This window comes from Mariprofundus sp. KV, from assembly GCF_013387475.1.
GTDB lineage: Bacteria > Pseudomonadota > Zetaproteobacteria > Mariprofundales > Mariprofundaceae > Mariprofundus.
In genome coordinates this window covers 54,139-69,676 of the sequence record NZ_VWNB01000010.1, presented here as the reverse complement: position 1 = coordinate 69,676, position 15,538 = coordinate 54,139, and the positions used below count along the sequence as shown (strand labels likewise).

The 15,538-nt window shown below is 55.2% G+C and carries 16 protein-coding genes; 9 read left to right on the top strand and 7 right to left on the bottom strand.

Features of this window, described 5'->3' with window-relative positions:
* The first annotated feature begins 2 nt into the window (after positions 1 to 2).
* The 4 genes from topA (at position 3) to ilvN (ending at position 5,070) form a co-directional block, all read left to right on the top strand.
* The gene (gene topA / locus F3F93_RS09350; protein ID WP_176958912.1) at positions 3 to 2,276 is read left to right on the top strand and encodes a type I DNA topoisomerase; all 2,274 of its coding nucleotides are present in this window, start codon (positions 3 to 5) and stop codon (positions 2,274 to 2,276) included.
* Entirely contained in the window at positions 2,236 to 2,721 is a 486-nt protein-coding gene (gene rimI, locus F3F93_RS09345) for a ribosomal protein S18-alanine N-acetyltransferase (protein WP_347239241.1), read from the top strand. Before topA ends, rimI begins: the two co-directional genes overlap by 41 nt.
* A gap of 154 nt (positions 2,722 to 2,875) precedes the next feature.
* Positions 2,876 to 4,576: a biosynthetic-type acetolactate synthase large subunit gene (gene ilvB, locus F3F93_RS09340; protein ID WP_176958911.1), complete on the top strand. Its 1,701-nt coding sequence runs from the start codon at positions 2,876 to 2,878 to the stop codon at positions 4,574 to 4,576.
* Entirely contained in the window at positions 4,573 to 5,070 is a 498-nt protein-coding gene (ilvN, locus tag F3F93_RS09335) for an acetolactate synthase small subunit (protein ID WP_176958910.1), read from the top strand. Before ilvB ends, ilvN begins: the two co-directional genes overlap by 4 nt.
* Before the next feature lie 17 nt (positions 5,071 to 5,087).
* On the opposite strand, the gene F3F93_RS09330 is transcribed toward ilvN, so the two are convergent.
* The 7 genes from F3F93_RS09330 to F3F93_RS09300 form a co-directional block, all read right to left on the bottom strand.
* Entirely contained in the window at positions 5,088 to 5,432 is a 345-nt protein-coding gene (locus tag F3F93_RS09330; RefSeq protein ID WP_176958909.1) for a response regulator, read from the bottom strand.
* Between the two features lie 87 nt (positions 5,433 to 5,519).
* On the bottom strand, positions 5,520 to 6,653 hold the full coding sequence (locus F3F93_RS09325; protein WP_347239240.1) for a bifunctional folylpolyglutamate synthase/dihydrofolate synthase: 1,134 nt from the start codon (positions 6,651 to 6,653) through the stop codon (positions 5,520 to 5,522).
* A gap of 9 nt (positions 6,654 to 6,662) precedes the next feature.
* Complete coding sequence (accD, locus tag F3F93_RS09320; protein WP_176958908.1) at positions 6,663 to 7,538, bottom strand: acetyl-CoA carboxylase, carboxyltransferase subunit beta; 876 nt, start codon at positions 7,536 to 7,538, stop codon at positions 6,663 to 6,665.
* 21 nt (positions 7,539 to 7,559) lie between these two features.
* Positions 7,560 to 8,345 carry a 3',5'-cyclic-nucleotide phosphodiesterase gene (locus F3F93_RS09315; RefSeq protein WP_176958907.1) on the bottom strand — a complete coding sequence of 262 codons (786 nt, stop codon included), beginning with the start codon at positions 8,343 to 8,345 and terminating at the stop codon, positions 7,560 to 7,562.
* A gap of 9 nt (positions 8,346 to 8,354) precedes the next feature.
* Positions 8,355 to 9,164 (bottom strand): tryptophan synthase subunit alpha, encoded by an 810-nt coding sequence (trpA, locus tag F3F93_RS09310; RefSeq protein ID WP_176958906.1) that lies wholly within the window; start codon positions 9,162 to 9,164, stop codon positions 8,355 to 8,357.
* Positions 9,161 to 10,414 (bottom strand): tryptophan synthase subunit beta, encoded by a 1,254-nt coding sequence (gene trpB / locus F3F93_RS09305; RefSeq protein ID WP_194335036.1) that lies wholly within the window; start codon positions 10,412 to 10,414, stop codon positions 9,161 to 9,163. The genes trpA and trpB overlap by 4 nt, the downstream gene beginning before the upstream one ends.
* 2 nt (positions 10,415 to 10,416) lie before the next feature.
* Positions 10,417 to 11,070, bottom strand: a complete 654-nt coding sequence (locus tag F3F93_RS09300) for a phosphoribosylanthranilate isomerase (RefSeq protein ID WP_176958905.1) — start codon at positions 11,068 to 11,070, stop codon at positions 10,417 to 10,419.
* A gap of 143 nt (positions 11,071 to 11,213) precedes the next feature.
* On the opposite strand from F3F93_RS09300, the gene F3F93_RS09295 reads away from it, so the two are divergent.
* The 5 genes from F3F93_RS09295 (at position 11,214) to F3F93_RS09275 (ending at position 15,520) form a co-directional block, all read left to right on the top strand.
* Entirely contained in the window at positions 11,214 to 12,374 is a 1,161-nt protein-coding gene (locus tag F3F93_RS09295; RefSeq protein WP_206675416.1) for an acetylornithine transaminase, read from the top strand.
* A complete protein-coding gene (gene argF / locus F3F93_RS09290) occupies positions 12,371 to 13,285 on the top strand; it encodes an ornithine carbamoyltransferase (RefSeq protein WP_176958904.1) in 915 nt (304 codons plus the stop codon). The genes F3F93_RS09295 and argF overlap by 4 nt, the downstream gene beginning before the upstream one ends.
* A 93-nt stretch (positions 13,286 to 13,378) precedes the next feature.
* Positions 13,379 to 14,596, top strand: coding sequence for an argininosuccinate synthase (locus F3F93_RS09285; protein ID WP_176958903.1), 1,218 nt, complete (start codon positions 13,379 to 13,381; stop codon positions 14,594 to 14,596).
* Positions 14,597 to 14,701: 105 nt separating this feature from the next.
* The gene (locus F3F93_RS09280; RefSeq protein ID WP_176958902.1) at positions 14,702 to 15,169 is read left to right on the top strand and encodes a universal stress protein; all 468 of its coding nucleotides are present in this window, start codon (positions 14,702 to 14,704) and stop codon (positions 15,167 to 15,169) included.
* A gap of 36 nt (positions 15,170 to 15,205) precedes the next feature.
* Positions 15,206 to 15,520, top strand: a complete 315-nt coding sequence (locus tag F3F93_RS09275) for a metalloregulator ArsR/SmtB family transcription factor (RefSeq protein WP_176958901.1) — start codon at positions 15,206 to 15,208, stop codon at positions 15,518 to 15,520.
* The last annotated feature ends 18 nt before the right edge of the window (positions 15,521 to 15,538 follow it).

Sequence of the window (15,538 nt, the reverse complement as noted above, 5' to 3'; positions counted from 1 at the left end):
ACATGAGTGCAGTTGTCGTGGTGGAGTCTCCCGCCAAAGCGAAAACAATCGAAAAATATCTCGGTAAGGGGTATAAGGTTCTGGCCTCTTATGGTCATGTTCGTGCGTTTCCGAAGAAGGACGGTTCTGTTGACCCCGATAACGATTTTGCTATCAAGTATCAGGTGATTGCCGATAAGAAGAAGCGACTTGATGCGATTGATACCGCCATGAAAAAGGCCGACACGCTCATTCTCGCAAGCGATTTGGATCGCGAGGGAGAGGCGATTGCATGGCATGTGGCCGAAGTGCTCAGAGAGCGCGGCAGACTCAAAGGTAAAACTGTTCAGCGTATCACCTTTAATGAGATCACCAAAAAGGCGATCACCGAAGCGGTGGCCAATCCCTCAGAAGTGGATATGCAGCTGGTGGATGCGCAGCAGGCACGCAGTGCACTCGATTATCTGGTCGGCTTCACTCTTTCACCACTGCTCTGGCGCAAGGTGCGCAGTGGCCTCTCGGCAGGCCGCGTACAGTCGGTGGCACTGCGACTGATCTGTGAACGCGAACAGCTGATTCGTGATTTTAAAGCCAAAGAGTTCTGGACCATTGATACCGAGGTTCAGGTGGCTGCCGGCCCGTTCCAGGCCCAGCTGCAGGCCGTTGATGGCAAAGCGCTCGGCAAATTTGCCATCATTGATGGTGTGAATGCCAAAGTGATGGCGCGGCGTGTGGAGAAGGCGAGCTTCAAGGTCAGTGATGTTCAGAAGAAACAGAGCAAACAGCAGCCCTCACCACCGTTTATCACCACGACGCTGCAGATGGATGCTTCACGCAAACTCGGCTTTACCGCCAGAAAAACCATGCAGGTGGCGCAGAAGCTCTATGAAGGTATTGAGGTTGATGGTGAACCGGTAGGTCTGATCTCCTATATGCGTACCGATTCGGTATCGCTCTCTGAAGATGCCATCAGTGAGATGCGCGGCTTTATCGACCGCAAATATGGTGAAGCGTATCTGCCTGCCCAGCCACGTCGATTCAAGACCAAGAGTAAAAATGCTCAGGAGGCGCATGAGGCGATTCGGCCAACCTCGATTGAGCGCACGCCCGATGCCCTGCGTCACGTACTGGATGCAGATGGTCTGAAGCTCTACAAGCTGATCTGGAAGCGGGCACTGGCATCGCAGATGGCGCCTGCGGTTCTTGATCAGGTGCGTGCTGATATTGATTCAGGTGATCTGCTGCTGCGTGCCACCGGCTCTACGCTGGCCTTCCCCGGCTTCCGCAAGCTCTATATTGAGGGTACCGACGAGCCGGCCAAGGATGATGGTGAACGACTGCTGCCGGCGCTGTCTGTGGGTGATGTGGTTGAGATTAAAGAGGCCAATGCCAGGCAGCACTTCACCGAACCCAAACCCCGTTTCTCCGAGGCGACACTGGTTAAAGAGCTGGAGGCGCACGGTATCGGTCGCCCATCCACCTACGCCTCGATCCTCAACGTGCTGCGCGAGCGCAACTATGTGGAGATGGAGAAGAAGCGTTTTGTGCCGACCGACATCGGCGAGATCGTCTGTAAATTTCTGACCACCTATTTTGCCGATATCGTTGAACCCGGCTTTACCGCCGATATTGAGGATAAACTCGATGCGGTAGCCCGTGGCGAATGTGACTGGAAGCCGATTCTGCGTGAGTTCTGGGGGCCGTTCAAGGCGCGTATCGATGATACGATGGCCAATGTTAAACGCTCTGATGTAACCCATGAGGAGACCGATGAGGTCTGTCCGGACTGCGGCAAGCCGCTGGCCATTAAGCTTGGCCGCTACGGTAAATTCCTCGCCTGTACCGGGTACCCTGAGTGTAAGCATGCCAAGCCGCTCAATGGAGATGGCGAAGAGGCGGCTGAGGCTGAACTCTCTGATCAGAAGTGTGACAAGTGCGGCGAGGCCATGGTCATCAAGAGTGGCCGCTTCGGCAAATTCCTCGGCTGCTCAGCCTATCCTGAGTGCAAGAATATCCAGCCGCTGGAGAAGCCGGTGGATACCGGTGTCAAATGCCCGGCCTGCAGCAAGGGTACCTTCCTGGAGAAGAAGTCACGGCGCGGCAAGATCTTCTACTCCTGTTCGGGTTATCCGAAATGCAAGAGTGCACTGTGGGATCTGCCTATTGATAAAGCCTGCCCGCAATGCAATGCGCCCTTTGTGACGGTCAAGAAAACCAAACGTCGCGGTACCGAGCATGTCTGCGTGACCGAGGGTTGTGGCTGGAAAGAGCAGGTGGAGTTACCTGAAGCTGCCTGATCATTTCACGATTCGTCCGGGCGGCATTGAGGATCTGGCAGCCGTCTACCAACTGAATCAACAGGCATTTGACAGCTGCTGGTCCCTGCAGTCGCTCTATTCAGCCCTTGAATCGGGATATGATCTGATCATCTGTGAAGTCGATGAAGAGCTGGCCGGTTACCTGCTGAGTATGACGATTCTCGATGAGACACAGATCATGCAGGTTGCTGTGGCCAAACCGTTTCTTCGTCAGGGCGTGGCTGAAGCGATCTCCCGCCATCTCATCGCTTCCAGTTCAGGCATTGCCGTGATTCTGCTGGAGGTGCGTCTCTCCAACCGTGCGGCACGAGGCCTCTATAGTAAGCTGGGCTTCAGAGAGAGTGGCCTGAGAAAAAACTATTATGCCCCTGATGCCAGCGGTTTCTCTGAGGATGCACTGCTGATGGAGCTGAAACTTCATTAGCCCTGTTCGGCGCTGACTTTATCTCTGCCGCTTAAAAAACCGCTAATTCCCTTGATTTTAACAGGGTTTATCCATTGTCTCTCCTTGACCCTCAGGCAAGGCAGGTGCAGTTTTCCGGTTTCGATTTTTTTCCTACAAGAGCGGTGAAATAACCATGAAACTGAGCGGTGCTGAAATCTTTGTTGAATGCCTCAAACGTGAGGGTGTGGATACCATCTTCGGATATCCCGGCGGTTCGGTGCTGCAGATTTATGATGCGATCTTTCAGCAGAGCCATTTCAAACACTATCTTGTGCGCCACGAGCAGGGTGCCCTGCATGCGGCCAATGGATATGCGCGTGTGTCGGGCAAATGTGGTGTGGCACTGGTGACCAGTGGCCCGGGCGCAACCAATGCGGTGACCGGTCTTGCCGACTCGCTGGCCGACTCCATTCCTACGGTCTGCTTCTCCGGACAGGTGCCCTCTGCACTGATCGGTAACGATGCCTTTCAGGAGGCCGATGTTGTCGGTATCACCCGTTCGGCTACCAAGCATAATTTCCTGGTTAAACGTGTTGAGGATCTGGCGCTGATCATTCGCCAGGCCTTCCACATTGCCACAACCGGTCGTCCCGGCCCTGTACTGGTCGACATTCCTAAAGATATCAGTATTGATGTTTGCGAATTTGTTTGGCCTGAAGAGGTCAATATGCGCTCCTACCAGCCGGTCACCACCGGCCATCCGGGTCAGATCAAAAAAGCGGTCAGATCGATGCTGGCAGCCAAACGCCCTGTGCTCTATAGCGGCGGCGGCATCATGAGTTCGGTCGGCAGTGCATCACTGCTGCGTGAGCTTTCGCATGCCCTGAATGCACCGGTGACCAACACTCTGATGGGGCTTGGTGGCATACCTCACGATGACAAACATTTTGTCGGCATGCTGGGCATGCACGGCACCTATGAAGCGAACATGGCGGTTTCACACTGTGATCTGCTGGTTGCCATTGGTGCCCGCTTTGATGATCGCGTAACCGGACGCCTGGATGCCTTTGCGCCGGATGCCAAGGTGATTCATATTGATGTCGATCCATCCTCAATCTCGAAGAACATCCATGCCCATCTGCCGATTGTGGGTGATGTCGGTGTGGTTCTTAAGCAATTGCTGGAGGAGATCGCCCGCAGGGATGGTAAGCCTGATGCCGAAGCGCTGGATCTCTGGTGGCAGCAGATTGATGAGTGGCGGGCTAAGGATTCGCTCGGTTTTGATCAGCCTGATAAGGGGGCGATTAAACCACAGACTGTGATTCGCCGGGTACATGAGAAGACCCATGGCAGTGCCATTGTGGCAACCGACGTAGGCCAGCATCAGATGTGGGCTGCCCAGCACTATGGCTTTAACCGTCCGCACCGCTGGCTCACCTCCGGTGGTCTCGGCACGATGGGTTATGGTCTGCCTGCCGCTATTGGTGCGCAGGTGGCCATGCCGGATGAGAAGGTTATTGTCTTTACCGGTGACTCATCGATTCAGATGTGTAGCCAGGAGTTCTCCATGGCTTTCCAGTATAACCTGCCGGTTGTCGTGATTATTCTTAATAACGGCTATATGGGCATGGTACGTCAGTGGCAGGAGATGTTCTACGAGTCCCGCTATTCACAATCCTACTTCGATTCACTGCCCAACTTCGTCAAGCTGGCGGAGGCTTATGGTGGCGTGGGCATCCGCGTTGACAGGGTTGAAGAGCTTGATGCTGCACTGGATAAGGCCTTGAATGTAAACGATCGCTTTGTACTGCTCGATGTTGCGGTATCCAAAGAGGAGAATGTGTTCCCGATGGTTCCGGCCGGGGCTGCTCTGAACGAGATGGTATTATCATGAGACATACAATTACGATTCTGGTTGAAAACGAGTTCGGTGTTCTGACCCGAGTGGCAGGACTCTTCTCTGCGCGTGGCTACAATATCGAAACGCTGAATGTGGCGCCGCTGAAGGACAGAACGGTCAGTCGTATGACGCTGGTAACCATGGGTGACGAGCGTGTCATTGAACAGATCAAGAAACAGCTGAACAAGCTGGTGCCGGTGATCAAGGTTGAGGATATCTCTCATGCTGTGCATCTGGAGCGTGGCATGCTGATGGTGAAGGTGAAGGTCAGGCCTGAAAATTGCGATGCCGTACTGGAATTTGCTGAAAAGTATGATGCCAAGGTGGTTGATGATCATATCGACAGCCACATGATTCTTGAATTTACCAATACCGTTGATCTGCTGGACAAAATTCTCGATGAGCTGGAGGTGTTCGGTATTATTGAGACTACCCGTACCGGGCCGTTGGGCATGCGTCGTGGCTCGAAAGGTTTTACTGTCGACTGATTGGTCAATCAGCCTGTTCAGGCTGGCTTGAAAGTCTCAACCAACGCGATGATAGACTCAGGATTAAACGGCTTCTGTATGAAATGAAGGCCGCCGATATCTCTGTCAACCGGTCGCCCTGACATGACAATTGTATTGACCTGCGGGGCATGCTCGAAGGTCTGCTGATGCAGTTCATAGCCGTTCATGCCGGGCATATTATAATCGGTAATCAGTATGTGCGGTTTGATATTTTTCTCTCGCATGTGAGAGAGAGCATGTTCGGGGTGTTCGAAGGCGTGCACCTGATGGCCGATATCGGAGAGCAGAAAAGCGAGCAGTTCACTGATGTGTGGATTGTCATCCACGATGAAAATATTCATGCCAGCACTCCTCCCGACCGACTACAATACCAGAAGCGGCGCCTTTGTAATAGAAGCAGAGGCAAGCAGGGCGCTCAGCGCAGGTTTTTACCCGCTCTGAAGGTTACGCAGGATCTCGGCAACGGTGATGAACGAGCCGAGTACCAGAAAGGCTCCCTGTGGATGGCGAGTCAGCTGCTCCTGCAGGGCCGATGTGGCATCCGTGCGCTCTGAGCGACTTACCACGGTGCGGGTAAAAGGGACCAATAGCGGCAGACAATCATCAAGAGAGCGATCCTCGCGGGTGAAGACAAGAATGGCATCCAGCGGATCGGCAAGCTGTGGCAGTGATGGCAGCAGCGCTTCAATGGCATGGCGGTTGTGTGCCGCATCCAGCCAGATGCTGGCGCTGCCAATCTTCACCTTCTGCAATCTTCCCGGAATCAGACAGCGGTTGATCGCCTCTCTGGCTACTGTCAGATCACACGTTATCCGTTTCTCTTCAGCCAGTGTTGTGATGGCGCTACAGGCCAGTGATGCATTGGTTTTCTGGTGCTCACCAGGTGCAGCAAGTGCTGGCCAGTCGCCGGTTTCAACAAATCTCACTGCAGGATTGAAGGCAGAGAGTACGCCTCTCACCTCGCTTGTCTGTGGTGCAGAGAGCGAGAGGTCACAACCGCTCATGGCATGCGCCTTCTCCCCGGCGATCTGTTGCAGCGTATCACCCAGCCAGTTCTGGTGATCCAGCCCTATTGGGGTCATCAGTGCCATATCAGCAGGCACGGCGGTCGTGGCATCCAGCCTTGCGCCAACACCGGCCTCAAGGATTTCAACATCAACTGCTGCTTGTGAGAAGAGATCCAGCGCTACAGCTGTAGCGGTTTCAAAATAGGAGCTGCCGATGCGTAGCGCATGCGGCATCAGACGGGCAAGGCTCTGCTCAATGAGGCTGTTGGCAACCGGTGTGCCATTGATGCGGATGCGTTCATTGAATTCGAGGATATGCGGCGAGCTATAGAGTCCGACCTTCAGGCCGCAGGTTTGCAGGGCTGCAGCCAGCATAAAGGAGGTGGAGCCTTTACCGTTGGTGCCGACAACCCGAATACGCAGCTTCGGGCGACGCAGTTGCAGATGAGCGAGAAGCGCGAGCTGCCGTTCATGGCCCGGCTTGTAGTCGCGATCAGCAGAGGGCGCGCCCAACTCTGCCAGCCACTGCTCAATGCTTTGTGGCTTTGCGCTCACGGTTGAAAATCAGGCGCTTTGGCGGAAAGAGCGGTCGGTCAAATGGTTGAAGGTGGTGCTCAGGTAGTCGCGCAGATCAGCCCTGTCGACCACAGCATCAATCAGTCCATGCTCCAGAAGGAACTCTGAACGCTGGAACCCTTCAGGCAGCTTCTGACCTACAGTCTCCTGAATCACACGCGGCCCGGCAAAGCCGATCAGCGCGCCCGGTTCTGCGATAATGATATCACCCAGCCAGGCGTGCGATGCCGATACACCACCCATAGTCGGATCAGTCAGCAGGCAGACAAAGGGCAGTTTGGCTTCATTCAGGCGATTGACGGTGGATGAGGTCTTGGCCATCTGCATCAGGGATAGAACGCCCTCCTGCATGCGTGCACCACCGGATGCGGCAATCAGAATGTAGGGGCAGCCACGCTCCAGCGCATGCTCCATGCCTCGTACAATCTTCTCACCGGCCACCGAGCCCATGCTGCCGCCCATATAAGCGAACTCGAAAATGGAGGCGGAAACAGTACGTCCCTGAATATCACCGATATAGTTGCGAATCGCATCTTCAGGGCCAGCCTTCTTGTTGGCATCGCGGGTGCGGTCTTTGTACTTCTTTTTATCTTTGAAGTTGAGCGGATCCTCAGAGCGTAGTTCGGTGTCCAGCTGCTCAATGGTATCGGCATCAAAGAGCAACTCAGCACGCTGCTGGGCAGACATGCGCAGGTGATGGTTGCATTTGGAGCAGACCATGCTGTTGCGCGCCAGCTCTTTATTGTAGATCGCCTCGGAACAGCGCGGGCATTTTACCCACAGCCCCTCCGGCGAGCCGGCGTCACTGGAGCTCGACTTGAGAATGTTTTTTGGTGTTTCAATCAGGCGTGTAAACCAGCTCATAGTGGTGACCTCAACCTTTCCTTAGAACAGTAATTCGTCAACTTGCGTTAACATGCGCAGATGCGGAACATTTAAAGCCTCCACCTCTGCTGTGATCACATTCAGCGTTTCAGGCTTCATATGATACAGATAGACCGGAACCCTACCAACTGCGTTAAACTTTTGCAGTTCCCGTTTCACTCCCTGCGGTGTCATATGGCCACTGATATCGGCCAGCCGCTGATAGGCATTGGGGAATGAGCAGTCGAGAATCACCGCTTTCAGGTTGGGCTGCTGATTGGCGATCTCCCAGATGCGATCTGTAACGCCCGTATCGGCGCTGTAGATCAGCTGTTTACCCTCAAATTCTACCAGAAAACCGGTGCAGGGGACCGGATGATTGACATCAATAGCGGTGATGCGGACACCGTCAATCTCAAAAGGCTGCTCAGCAGAAATATCATGCAACTGCAGAATGGCATCATCAGCGGATGGGATGGCCGTGAAATCGGGCCAGATATGACTGTTCAGAAAGTCACGGCGCAGTGTTGCATTGTTGGCAGGCAGGCTGTGCACATGGATAGTGCGGTTGCCCTTATTGCCGCCAAGTCGTTTGAGGGAGCGGTTATCGGCGAGAAAGGCGATATCCTTGATATGATCAAGATGGGTGTGTGAGAGGCAGATATGACGAATACCGTGCTGCTCCTCCAGCGATAGCGCCTCTGTCGGGGAGCCGGCATCCAGCAGGATGGAATCATTGATCAGAAACGAGGTCAGGCGGAAGCCGAGAAGCTGGCCGCCATAACAGCCTAGAACTTTTAATTTCAATGGATTGCCTTATGCGCCGCTTGCGATGGCCTGGTGCATAGCCAGGGCAGAACTACCGAGTGCATCGGCAATCGCATCGGTACCATCGTGGGAGGTGATCTGGGAGACAAAATGGCTGCCAACCACCACGCCGTCAGCAAAGGCAGCGACATCGGCCACCTGCTGTGGTGTCTTCACACCAAAACCGACGCATACCGGTTTATCGGTCATCGATTGAATGTGCCGGGTCTTTTCACGGATACCATCCATCGCACCCATCTCAGCGCCGGTAATGCCGGTCAGTGATACATAATAGATAAAGCCGGTTCCCTTTTGATCGGCCAGACGAATGCGTTCATCGGTGGATGTGGGGGAGAGCAGCAGAATGCGATCCAGTCCGTGTGCAGCGAAGATCGCATCACAGATACCGCCCTCTTCAGGCGGAATATCGACAAGCAGCACGCCGTCGGCACCGGCCGCCTTAGCCTTTTGGGCAAAGGTTTCAAAGCCCATGGCGTAGGCGATGTTGGCATAACCCATCAGCACAATACCGAGTTCAGGGTTGGCGCTGCGCAGTTCAGCCGTGATGGCAAAGACATCGGCGATTTTTGTGCCGGAGGCTAGTGCTCGCTCGCTGGCAGCCTGAATCACCGGCCCATCGGCCATCGGATCGGAGAAGGGCATGCCGACCTCGATAATGTCTACATGGCTGGCCAGTCTGGCCAGAAGCTTGTGGCTGCTCGCGACGTCAGGATCACCTGCCGTCAGATAGCCGATCAGGGCGGCGCGGCCTTCTGTCTTGCAGCGTTTGAACACCTCGCTCAGTCGCATCTGGCTCATTTCCAGCCCCCCTCGATCTCATCACCAAGCAGTTCAAAGACGGTGCCCATATCCTTGTCACCCCGACCGGAGAGGTTGATCAGTACAGTCTGATCCGGCCTCATTGCAGCTGCGATGCGCATACCAGCGGCCAGGGCATGGCTCGACTCCAGCGCCGGAATAATGCCTTCGCAGCGGGTCAGTAGTTTGAAGGCATCCAGCGCCTGCGTATCGGTAGCGGCATCAAGATCGAGGCGACCAGCCTCCAGCATGTTGGCAAGTTCAGGGCCTACGCCGGGGTAGTCGAGTCCGGCAGAGATGCTGTGGGTGCCTTTGACCTGCCCCTCCTCATCCTCAAGCAGATAACTGAGGCTGCCGTGGATAATGCCCGGCTTGCCTGCCGCCAGTGAAGCCGCATGCTCATCGCCATCCAGACCATGGCCACCGGCTTCAACTGCCACCAGCTTCACATCGGCATCATCATAAAAGGGGTGTAACAGGCCAATGGCGTTGGAGCCACCACCAACACAGGCCACCGCGACATCGGGCAGGCGTCCGGTCTGCTCGATGCACTGGGCACGCGCCTCCTGACCGATCACGGTGTGGAACTGGCGCACCATCAGCGGGAAGGGGTGCGGGCCGGCAGCTGTACCGAAGATGTAATAGGTATCTTCACAGCTGGCAACCCATACACGTAACGCCTCATTCACCGCATCTTTGAGCGTGGCCGTACCTGAATCAACCGGCACCACATTGGCACCGAGCAGCTTCATGCGGAATACGTTGGGGGCCTGACGACGGATATCTTCACGGCCCATGTAGATGTGACACTCCATATTGAACATGGCCGCTACCGTTGCGGTTGCCACACCGTGCTGACCGGCACCTGTCTCAGCAATCACCTTCTTCTTACCCATGCGACGGGCCAGCAGTGCCTGTCCGATGGTGTTGTTGACCTTGTGCGCGCCGGTGTGGTTGAGATCCTCTCGCTTAAGATAGATCTGGGCACCGCCAACCTCTCTGGAGAGGTGTTTGGCGTGGTACAGTGGTGTGCTGCGACCTACATAGTTCTTCAGCAGATCAAGGCGCTCTGCATGGAAAGCGGGATCGGCCCAAGCCTCAAAAAAGGCATCTTCAATCTCCTGTAACGGTTGCATCAGGGTTTCAGCGGCAAAACGACCACCAAAACGGCCAAAGTGGCCGCCGGCATCGGGTGCATGTTTGATCTCCAGATTATAGATCGAGGTTAGATCCGGTTTCTGATCTGACAGGCTCACAGGCTCTCCTTGGCTTGGTGGTGGTTAACGGCTGCGACGAAGGCGCGCATTTTTTCGGCATCTTTTATGCCGGGTGATTGTTCAACGCCGGAGGATACATCCAGTGCAAACCATTGGCGAACAGCAAGAGCCTCTGAGACGTTACCCACATTCAGACCGCCGGCAAGTGTTAACGGGAACGGGTGCTCAAAGCCGTCCAGTAGAGACCAGTCAAAGGCGTGGCCGGTGCCGCCATAGACACCGGCAGGGGCTTTGGCATCGAGCAGTAGCGGGCAGTTGTAGGCAGCGGCGCGTTTCAGATCCTGGGGGCTGGAAACAGGCAGTGCCTTTAGCACCCTGCGGCGCTGGGCCTGGCAGAACTCAGGTGTCTCATCACCATGCAGCTGAATGACACCCAGCGGCACGCTCTGCAGAACCTCGGCAATGAAGGCCTGCGTCGGATTCACAAACAGACCAACAGCAGAGACAAAGGGAGGCAGTTGGCGGATGATGGCAGCTGCTTTTGCAGGCTCAATATAGCGGGGGGATTTCTGATAAAAGACAAATCCAACCGCATCAACACCAAGGGCTGATGCGGCCAGCGCATCCTCAAGACGGGTAATGCCGCATACCTTGATGCGCGTGCGTGGTGACTTGTTGCTGTGGCTCATGGCGCCATCCTAACCGGAAAGCGGGCTGATTCCATCATTGCCGTGAGACAGGAGATGAAGAAAAAGTCTGAAAGAGCCGCCGTTATGTGCTTTTTTGACAGAAAAAGATGCGATTCGTCTGCTTCTGCCCTAAACTGCCGCCCATGAATGCACTGATGAACACCTATGCCCGCTTTCCGCTGACGCTGGTGCGTGGCCAGGGCTCACGCGTCTGGGATGATGCGGAGAACTGTTATCTCGATTTTATCTCCGGTATTGCCGTGGATACGCTGGGCCATGCCCATCCGAAAATGACGCAGGCGCTGAGCGCACAGGCGGCAACCATGCTGCACTGCTCCAATCTGTTTCACATTCCCAAACAGCAGCAGCTGGCAGCAACGCTGTGTGCAGATTCCGGGCTGGGTGCAGCCTTCTTCTGCAACTCCGGTGCTGAGGCGAATGAGGCGGCGATCAAGCTGGCGCGTAAATATTTCTATGATCAGGGTTCATCCCGGCGCACGGTGATTTCCGCAACCCGCTCATTTCACGGGCGGCTGCTCTCCACTCTGACGGCAACCGGTCAGGATAAGGTGAAGGTCGGTTTTGATCCGCTGCCACCGGGCTTTATTCATGTGCCGTTGAATGATCTGGATGCACTCAAATCGGTGATCAACCAGCAGAGTGCGGCGATTCTGCTGGAGCCGCTGCAGGGTGAGGGGGGCGTGAATATAGCCGATGCCGCCTATCTGCAGGGTGTACGCAAGCTGTGTGATGAGCACGGCTTGCTGCTGATGTTTGATGAGGTACAGACCGGCATTGGTCGTTGCGGCACGATGTTCGCTTTTGAGCAGGCCGGTGTTAAACCCGATATCCTTACTCTGGCCAAGGGGCTTGGCGGCGGCGTCCCCATTGGCGCCATGCTGGCGACTGATGCGGTGGCCGCATCATTCGGCCCGGGCACGCACGGCTCCACCTTTGGTGGTAACCCGCTCTCCTGCACTGCAGCACTGACGGTGCTGGAGGTGATCGAAGAAGAGTCACTGCTGGCCAATGTGAAGGCGCGTGGCGAGCAGTTGATGCAGGGATTGAAAGCGATTCAGGCCCGCTTTCCGGTGATCAAAGAGGTGCGTGGACAGGGGCTGCTGATCGGTGCCGAGCTGAGTGTTGAAGCTGCCCCCCTCATTGCGCAGGCACGCGAGGCAGGGCTGCTGGTGCTTTCGGCAGGGCCGAATGTGTTGCGGCTGTTGCCACCGCTGAATGTGAGTGAGGCGGAAGTCGATGAGGCTCTGGTAACGCTGGCTACCGTCATGGAGAGGACGCAATGAGACATTTTCTGACACTGCTGGACGTTTCAGCTGAAGAGGCGCGTTATATTCTTAAGCGCGCTGCCAAGATCAAACGCAAGCTTAAAGAGGGCAAGGCAACGCACTCGCTGCAAGGCAAAACGCTGGGCATGATTTTTGACAAGGCGAGTACCCGCACGCGGGTCTCCTTTGAGACCGGCATGTTCCAGCTTGGTGGTCATGCACTGTTCCTGCACTCCGGCACCACACAGTTAGGTCGTGGTGAACCGATTGAGGATTCGGCACGTGTGCTCTCGAGCATGGTGGATTGCGTTATGATTCGCACCTTTGGCCATGATATTGTGCAGAAATTTGCCGAATATTCGGCGGTGCCGGTGATCAACGGCCTGACCGATCTGACGCACCCCTGCCAGATTCTTGCCGATGTCTTCACCTACGAGGAGCATCGCGGTTCGATCGAGGGTAAAACCGTGACCTGGATCGGTGATGGCAACAATATGGCCCACTCCTGGATCAATGGTGCGGTCTCTTTCGGCTACAGCCTGAGAATTGCCAGCCCTGAGGGTTATCGGCCCGATGCCAGGCTGCTTGCTGCAGCTACCGCACTTGGTGCCGATGTCTCTCTGATCGATGATCCGGTTGCCGCTGTTGATGGTGCTGATCTGGTGACCACCGATGTCTGGGCATCGATGGGGCAGGAGCAGGAGCAGGCTGAGCGTGAAGTGGCCTTTGCCGGCTATCAGGTCAATGACCGGGTTATGGCGCATGCCAATGCTGATGCGCTGTTCATGCACTGCTTGCCGGCCCATCGTGGCGAAGAGGTGACCGCTTCGGTGATCGACGGGCCGCAGTCGGTGGTCTGGGCAGAAGCTGAGAACCGCCTGCATGCGCAGAAAGGGCTGCTCGACTTTTTGCTGCGCGGTCAGCAGTAATCACACGCGCCTGATAGCGCGTTAGCGGCGGCGCGTGTAGTCTGCGCGGCCGAATTAGAAAATATTTAATCCAACGATGTTGAGGACTCAATCATGGCGCATTCCGATGTAAAGAAGGCTGTACTCGCCTACTCTGGAGGTCTGGATACCTCTATTATCCTGAAGTGGCTTCAGGACACCTACGATTGCGAGGTGGTCACTTTTACGGCCGATCTCGGGCAGGGTGATGAGGTTGAAGATGCTCGTGCCAAGGCTGTAGCCGGTGGTGTGAAATCGATCTATATCGAGGATATGCGCGAAGAGTTCGTACGCGATTTCGTCTTCCCGATGTTCCGTGCCAACGCCATCTATGAGGGCGAGTACCTGCTCGGCACCTCCATTGCCCGTCCGCTGATCTCCAAACGTATGATTGAGATCGCCAATGCTGAGGGTGCTGATGCGGTATCGCATGGCGCAACCGGCAAGGGTAACGATCAGGTGCGTTTCGAGTTCGGTTTTTATGCCCTCAAACCTGATGTGAAGGTGATTGCACCGTGGCGCGAATGGGATCTGGTTTCGCGTGAGGATATGCTCAACTATGCCGCCAAACACGGCATTCCGGTTGAGCGCAAGCGTGAAGGTTCCAAGTCGCCATACTCGATGGATGCCAACCTGCTGCACATCTCCTACGAAGGTTATGATCTTGAGGATCCGTGGTGTGAGCCGTCAGAAGAGATGTGGCGCTGGAGTGTCTCCCCTGAAGCGGCACCGGATGTACCTGAATACGTCGAGCTGAAGTATCAGGGTGGTGACATTGTGGCGATCAATGGCGTGGCCATGACTCCTGCAGAGGTATTGACCGAGCTCAACCGTCTGGGTGGCAAGCACGGTATCGGGCGTATTGATATCGTTGAAAACCGTTATGTTGGTATGAAGTCACGTGGCTGTTACGAGACACCGGGTGGCACCATCATGCTGAAAGCGCACCGTGCCATCGAGTCACTGACACTGGATCGTGAAGCGGCGCATCTGAAGGATGAGTTGATGCCACGTTATGCCAAGATGGTCTACAACGGTTACTGGTTTGCCGCGGAACGTGAGATGCTGCAGCAGGCGATCGATTACACGCAGATCACAGTCAACGGTGATGTGCAGCTCAAGCTGTACAAAGGCAATGTTATGGTTGTCGGACGCCGTTCTGATCAGTCGATGTTCGATGAGCGCCTCTGCACCTTTGAAGATGATCAGGGTGCCTATGATCAAAAAGATGCCGGTGGTTTCATCAAACTCAATGCGCTGCGTCTGCGTATGCGCGCTCTGGCAGGCAAATAGCACAAATCCGGGCATCGGAAACCGGCTGGCAAAGCCGGTTTCCCCCTGCTAGTTTGAGTGCACAGGAGACCTGCTCTGCAGGTGGCCGATGTGCAGGGGGAGAAGATGATGAAGCATAATAAGATTCTGGTTCCATTCGATTTTTCAGAACAGGCAACTGAGTCGATCAGGCGTGCCGGAGTGATGGCAAAGAAGTTCGATGCCGAAGTGCATCTTCTGCATGTGCTGGAGTCCTCCCTCTTCTTTGAGACAGACATGGTCTCTGTGCCGCCTGTAAACAAGGTGGATCACGCCGCCCATGAAGGCGCTGAACAGCGTCTGCATGAGGTGATCAAGCAGTTTGATTTTGATCTGGTCACCCATATCAAAGAGGCGGGTGGCGATCCCTCCCGTTTTATCTGCAGTTTCGCCAGATCACTGCCTGCTGATCTGATCGTAATCGGCCGCCATCATGAAAAGGGGTTGCTCGAACATATGCTCAAAGGCTCCACCTCAGAGCGGGTCGTGGCGCATGCTCCCTGTTCGGTACTGGTCGTTGTTGAGCATGATCTGCTTGAAGATAGCGAAAGCTGAACACCATTTTTATTAACATCGATGACGGGGCTCTGAATGTTGAATCCGGCCGGGACCTTTAAAGCACTGGGTGAACCGGTTCGCTTGCGTCTGTTTGCACTGCTTTCAGCATGCGGAGAGCAGTGTGTCTGCCATCTTACCGATGCCCTTGAGTTGCCACAGAGCACAGTATCGCGCCATCTCGGCGTCTTACGCCATGCGGGATTGGTGAGCACCCGCCGTGATGGCAAATGGATGTATTATCAGCTTGCTGAGCAGGTGCCTGTTGAGCTGACAGTGCTGCTGCAGCGTGTTGAGCAGCTTGAGACGCAACAGGATATGCAGCGACTGCAGCGATCCAGAGGTTGTTAGGCCGCGCACCTGTCTGAT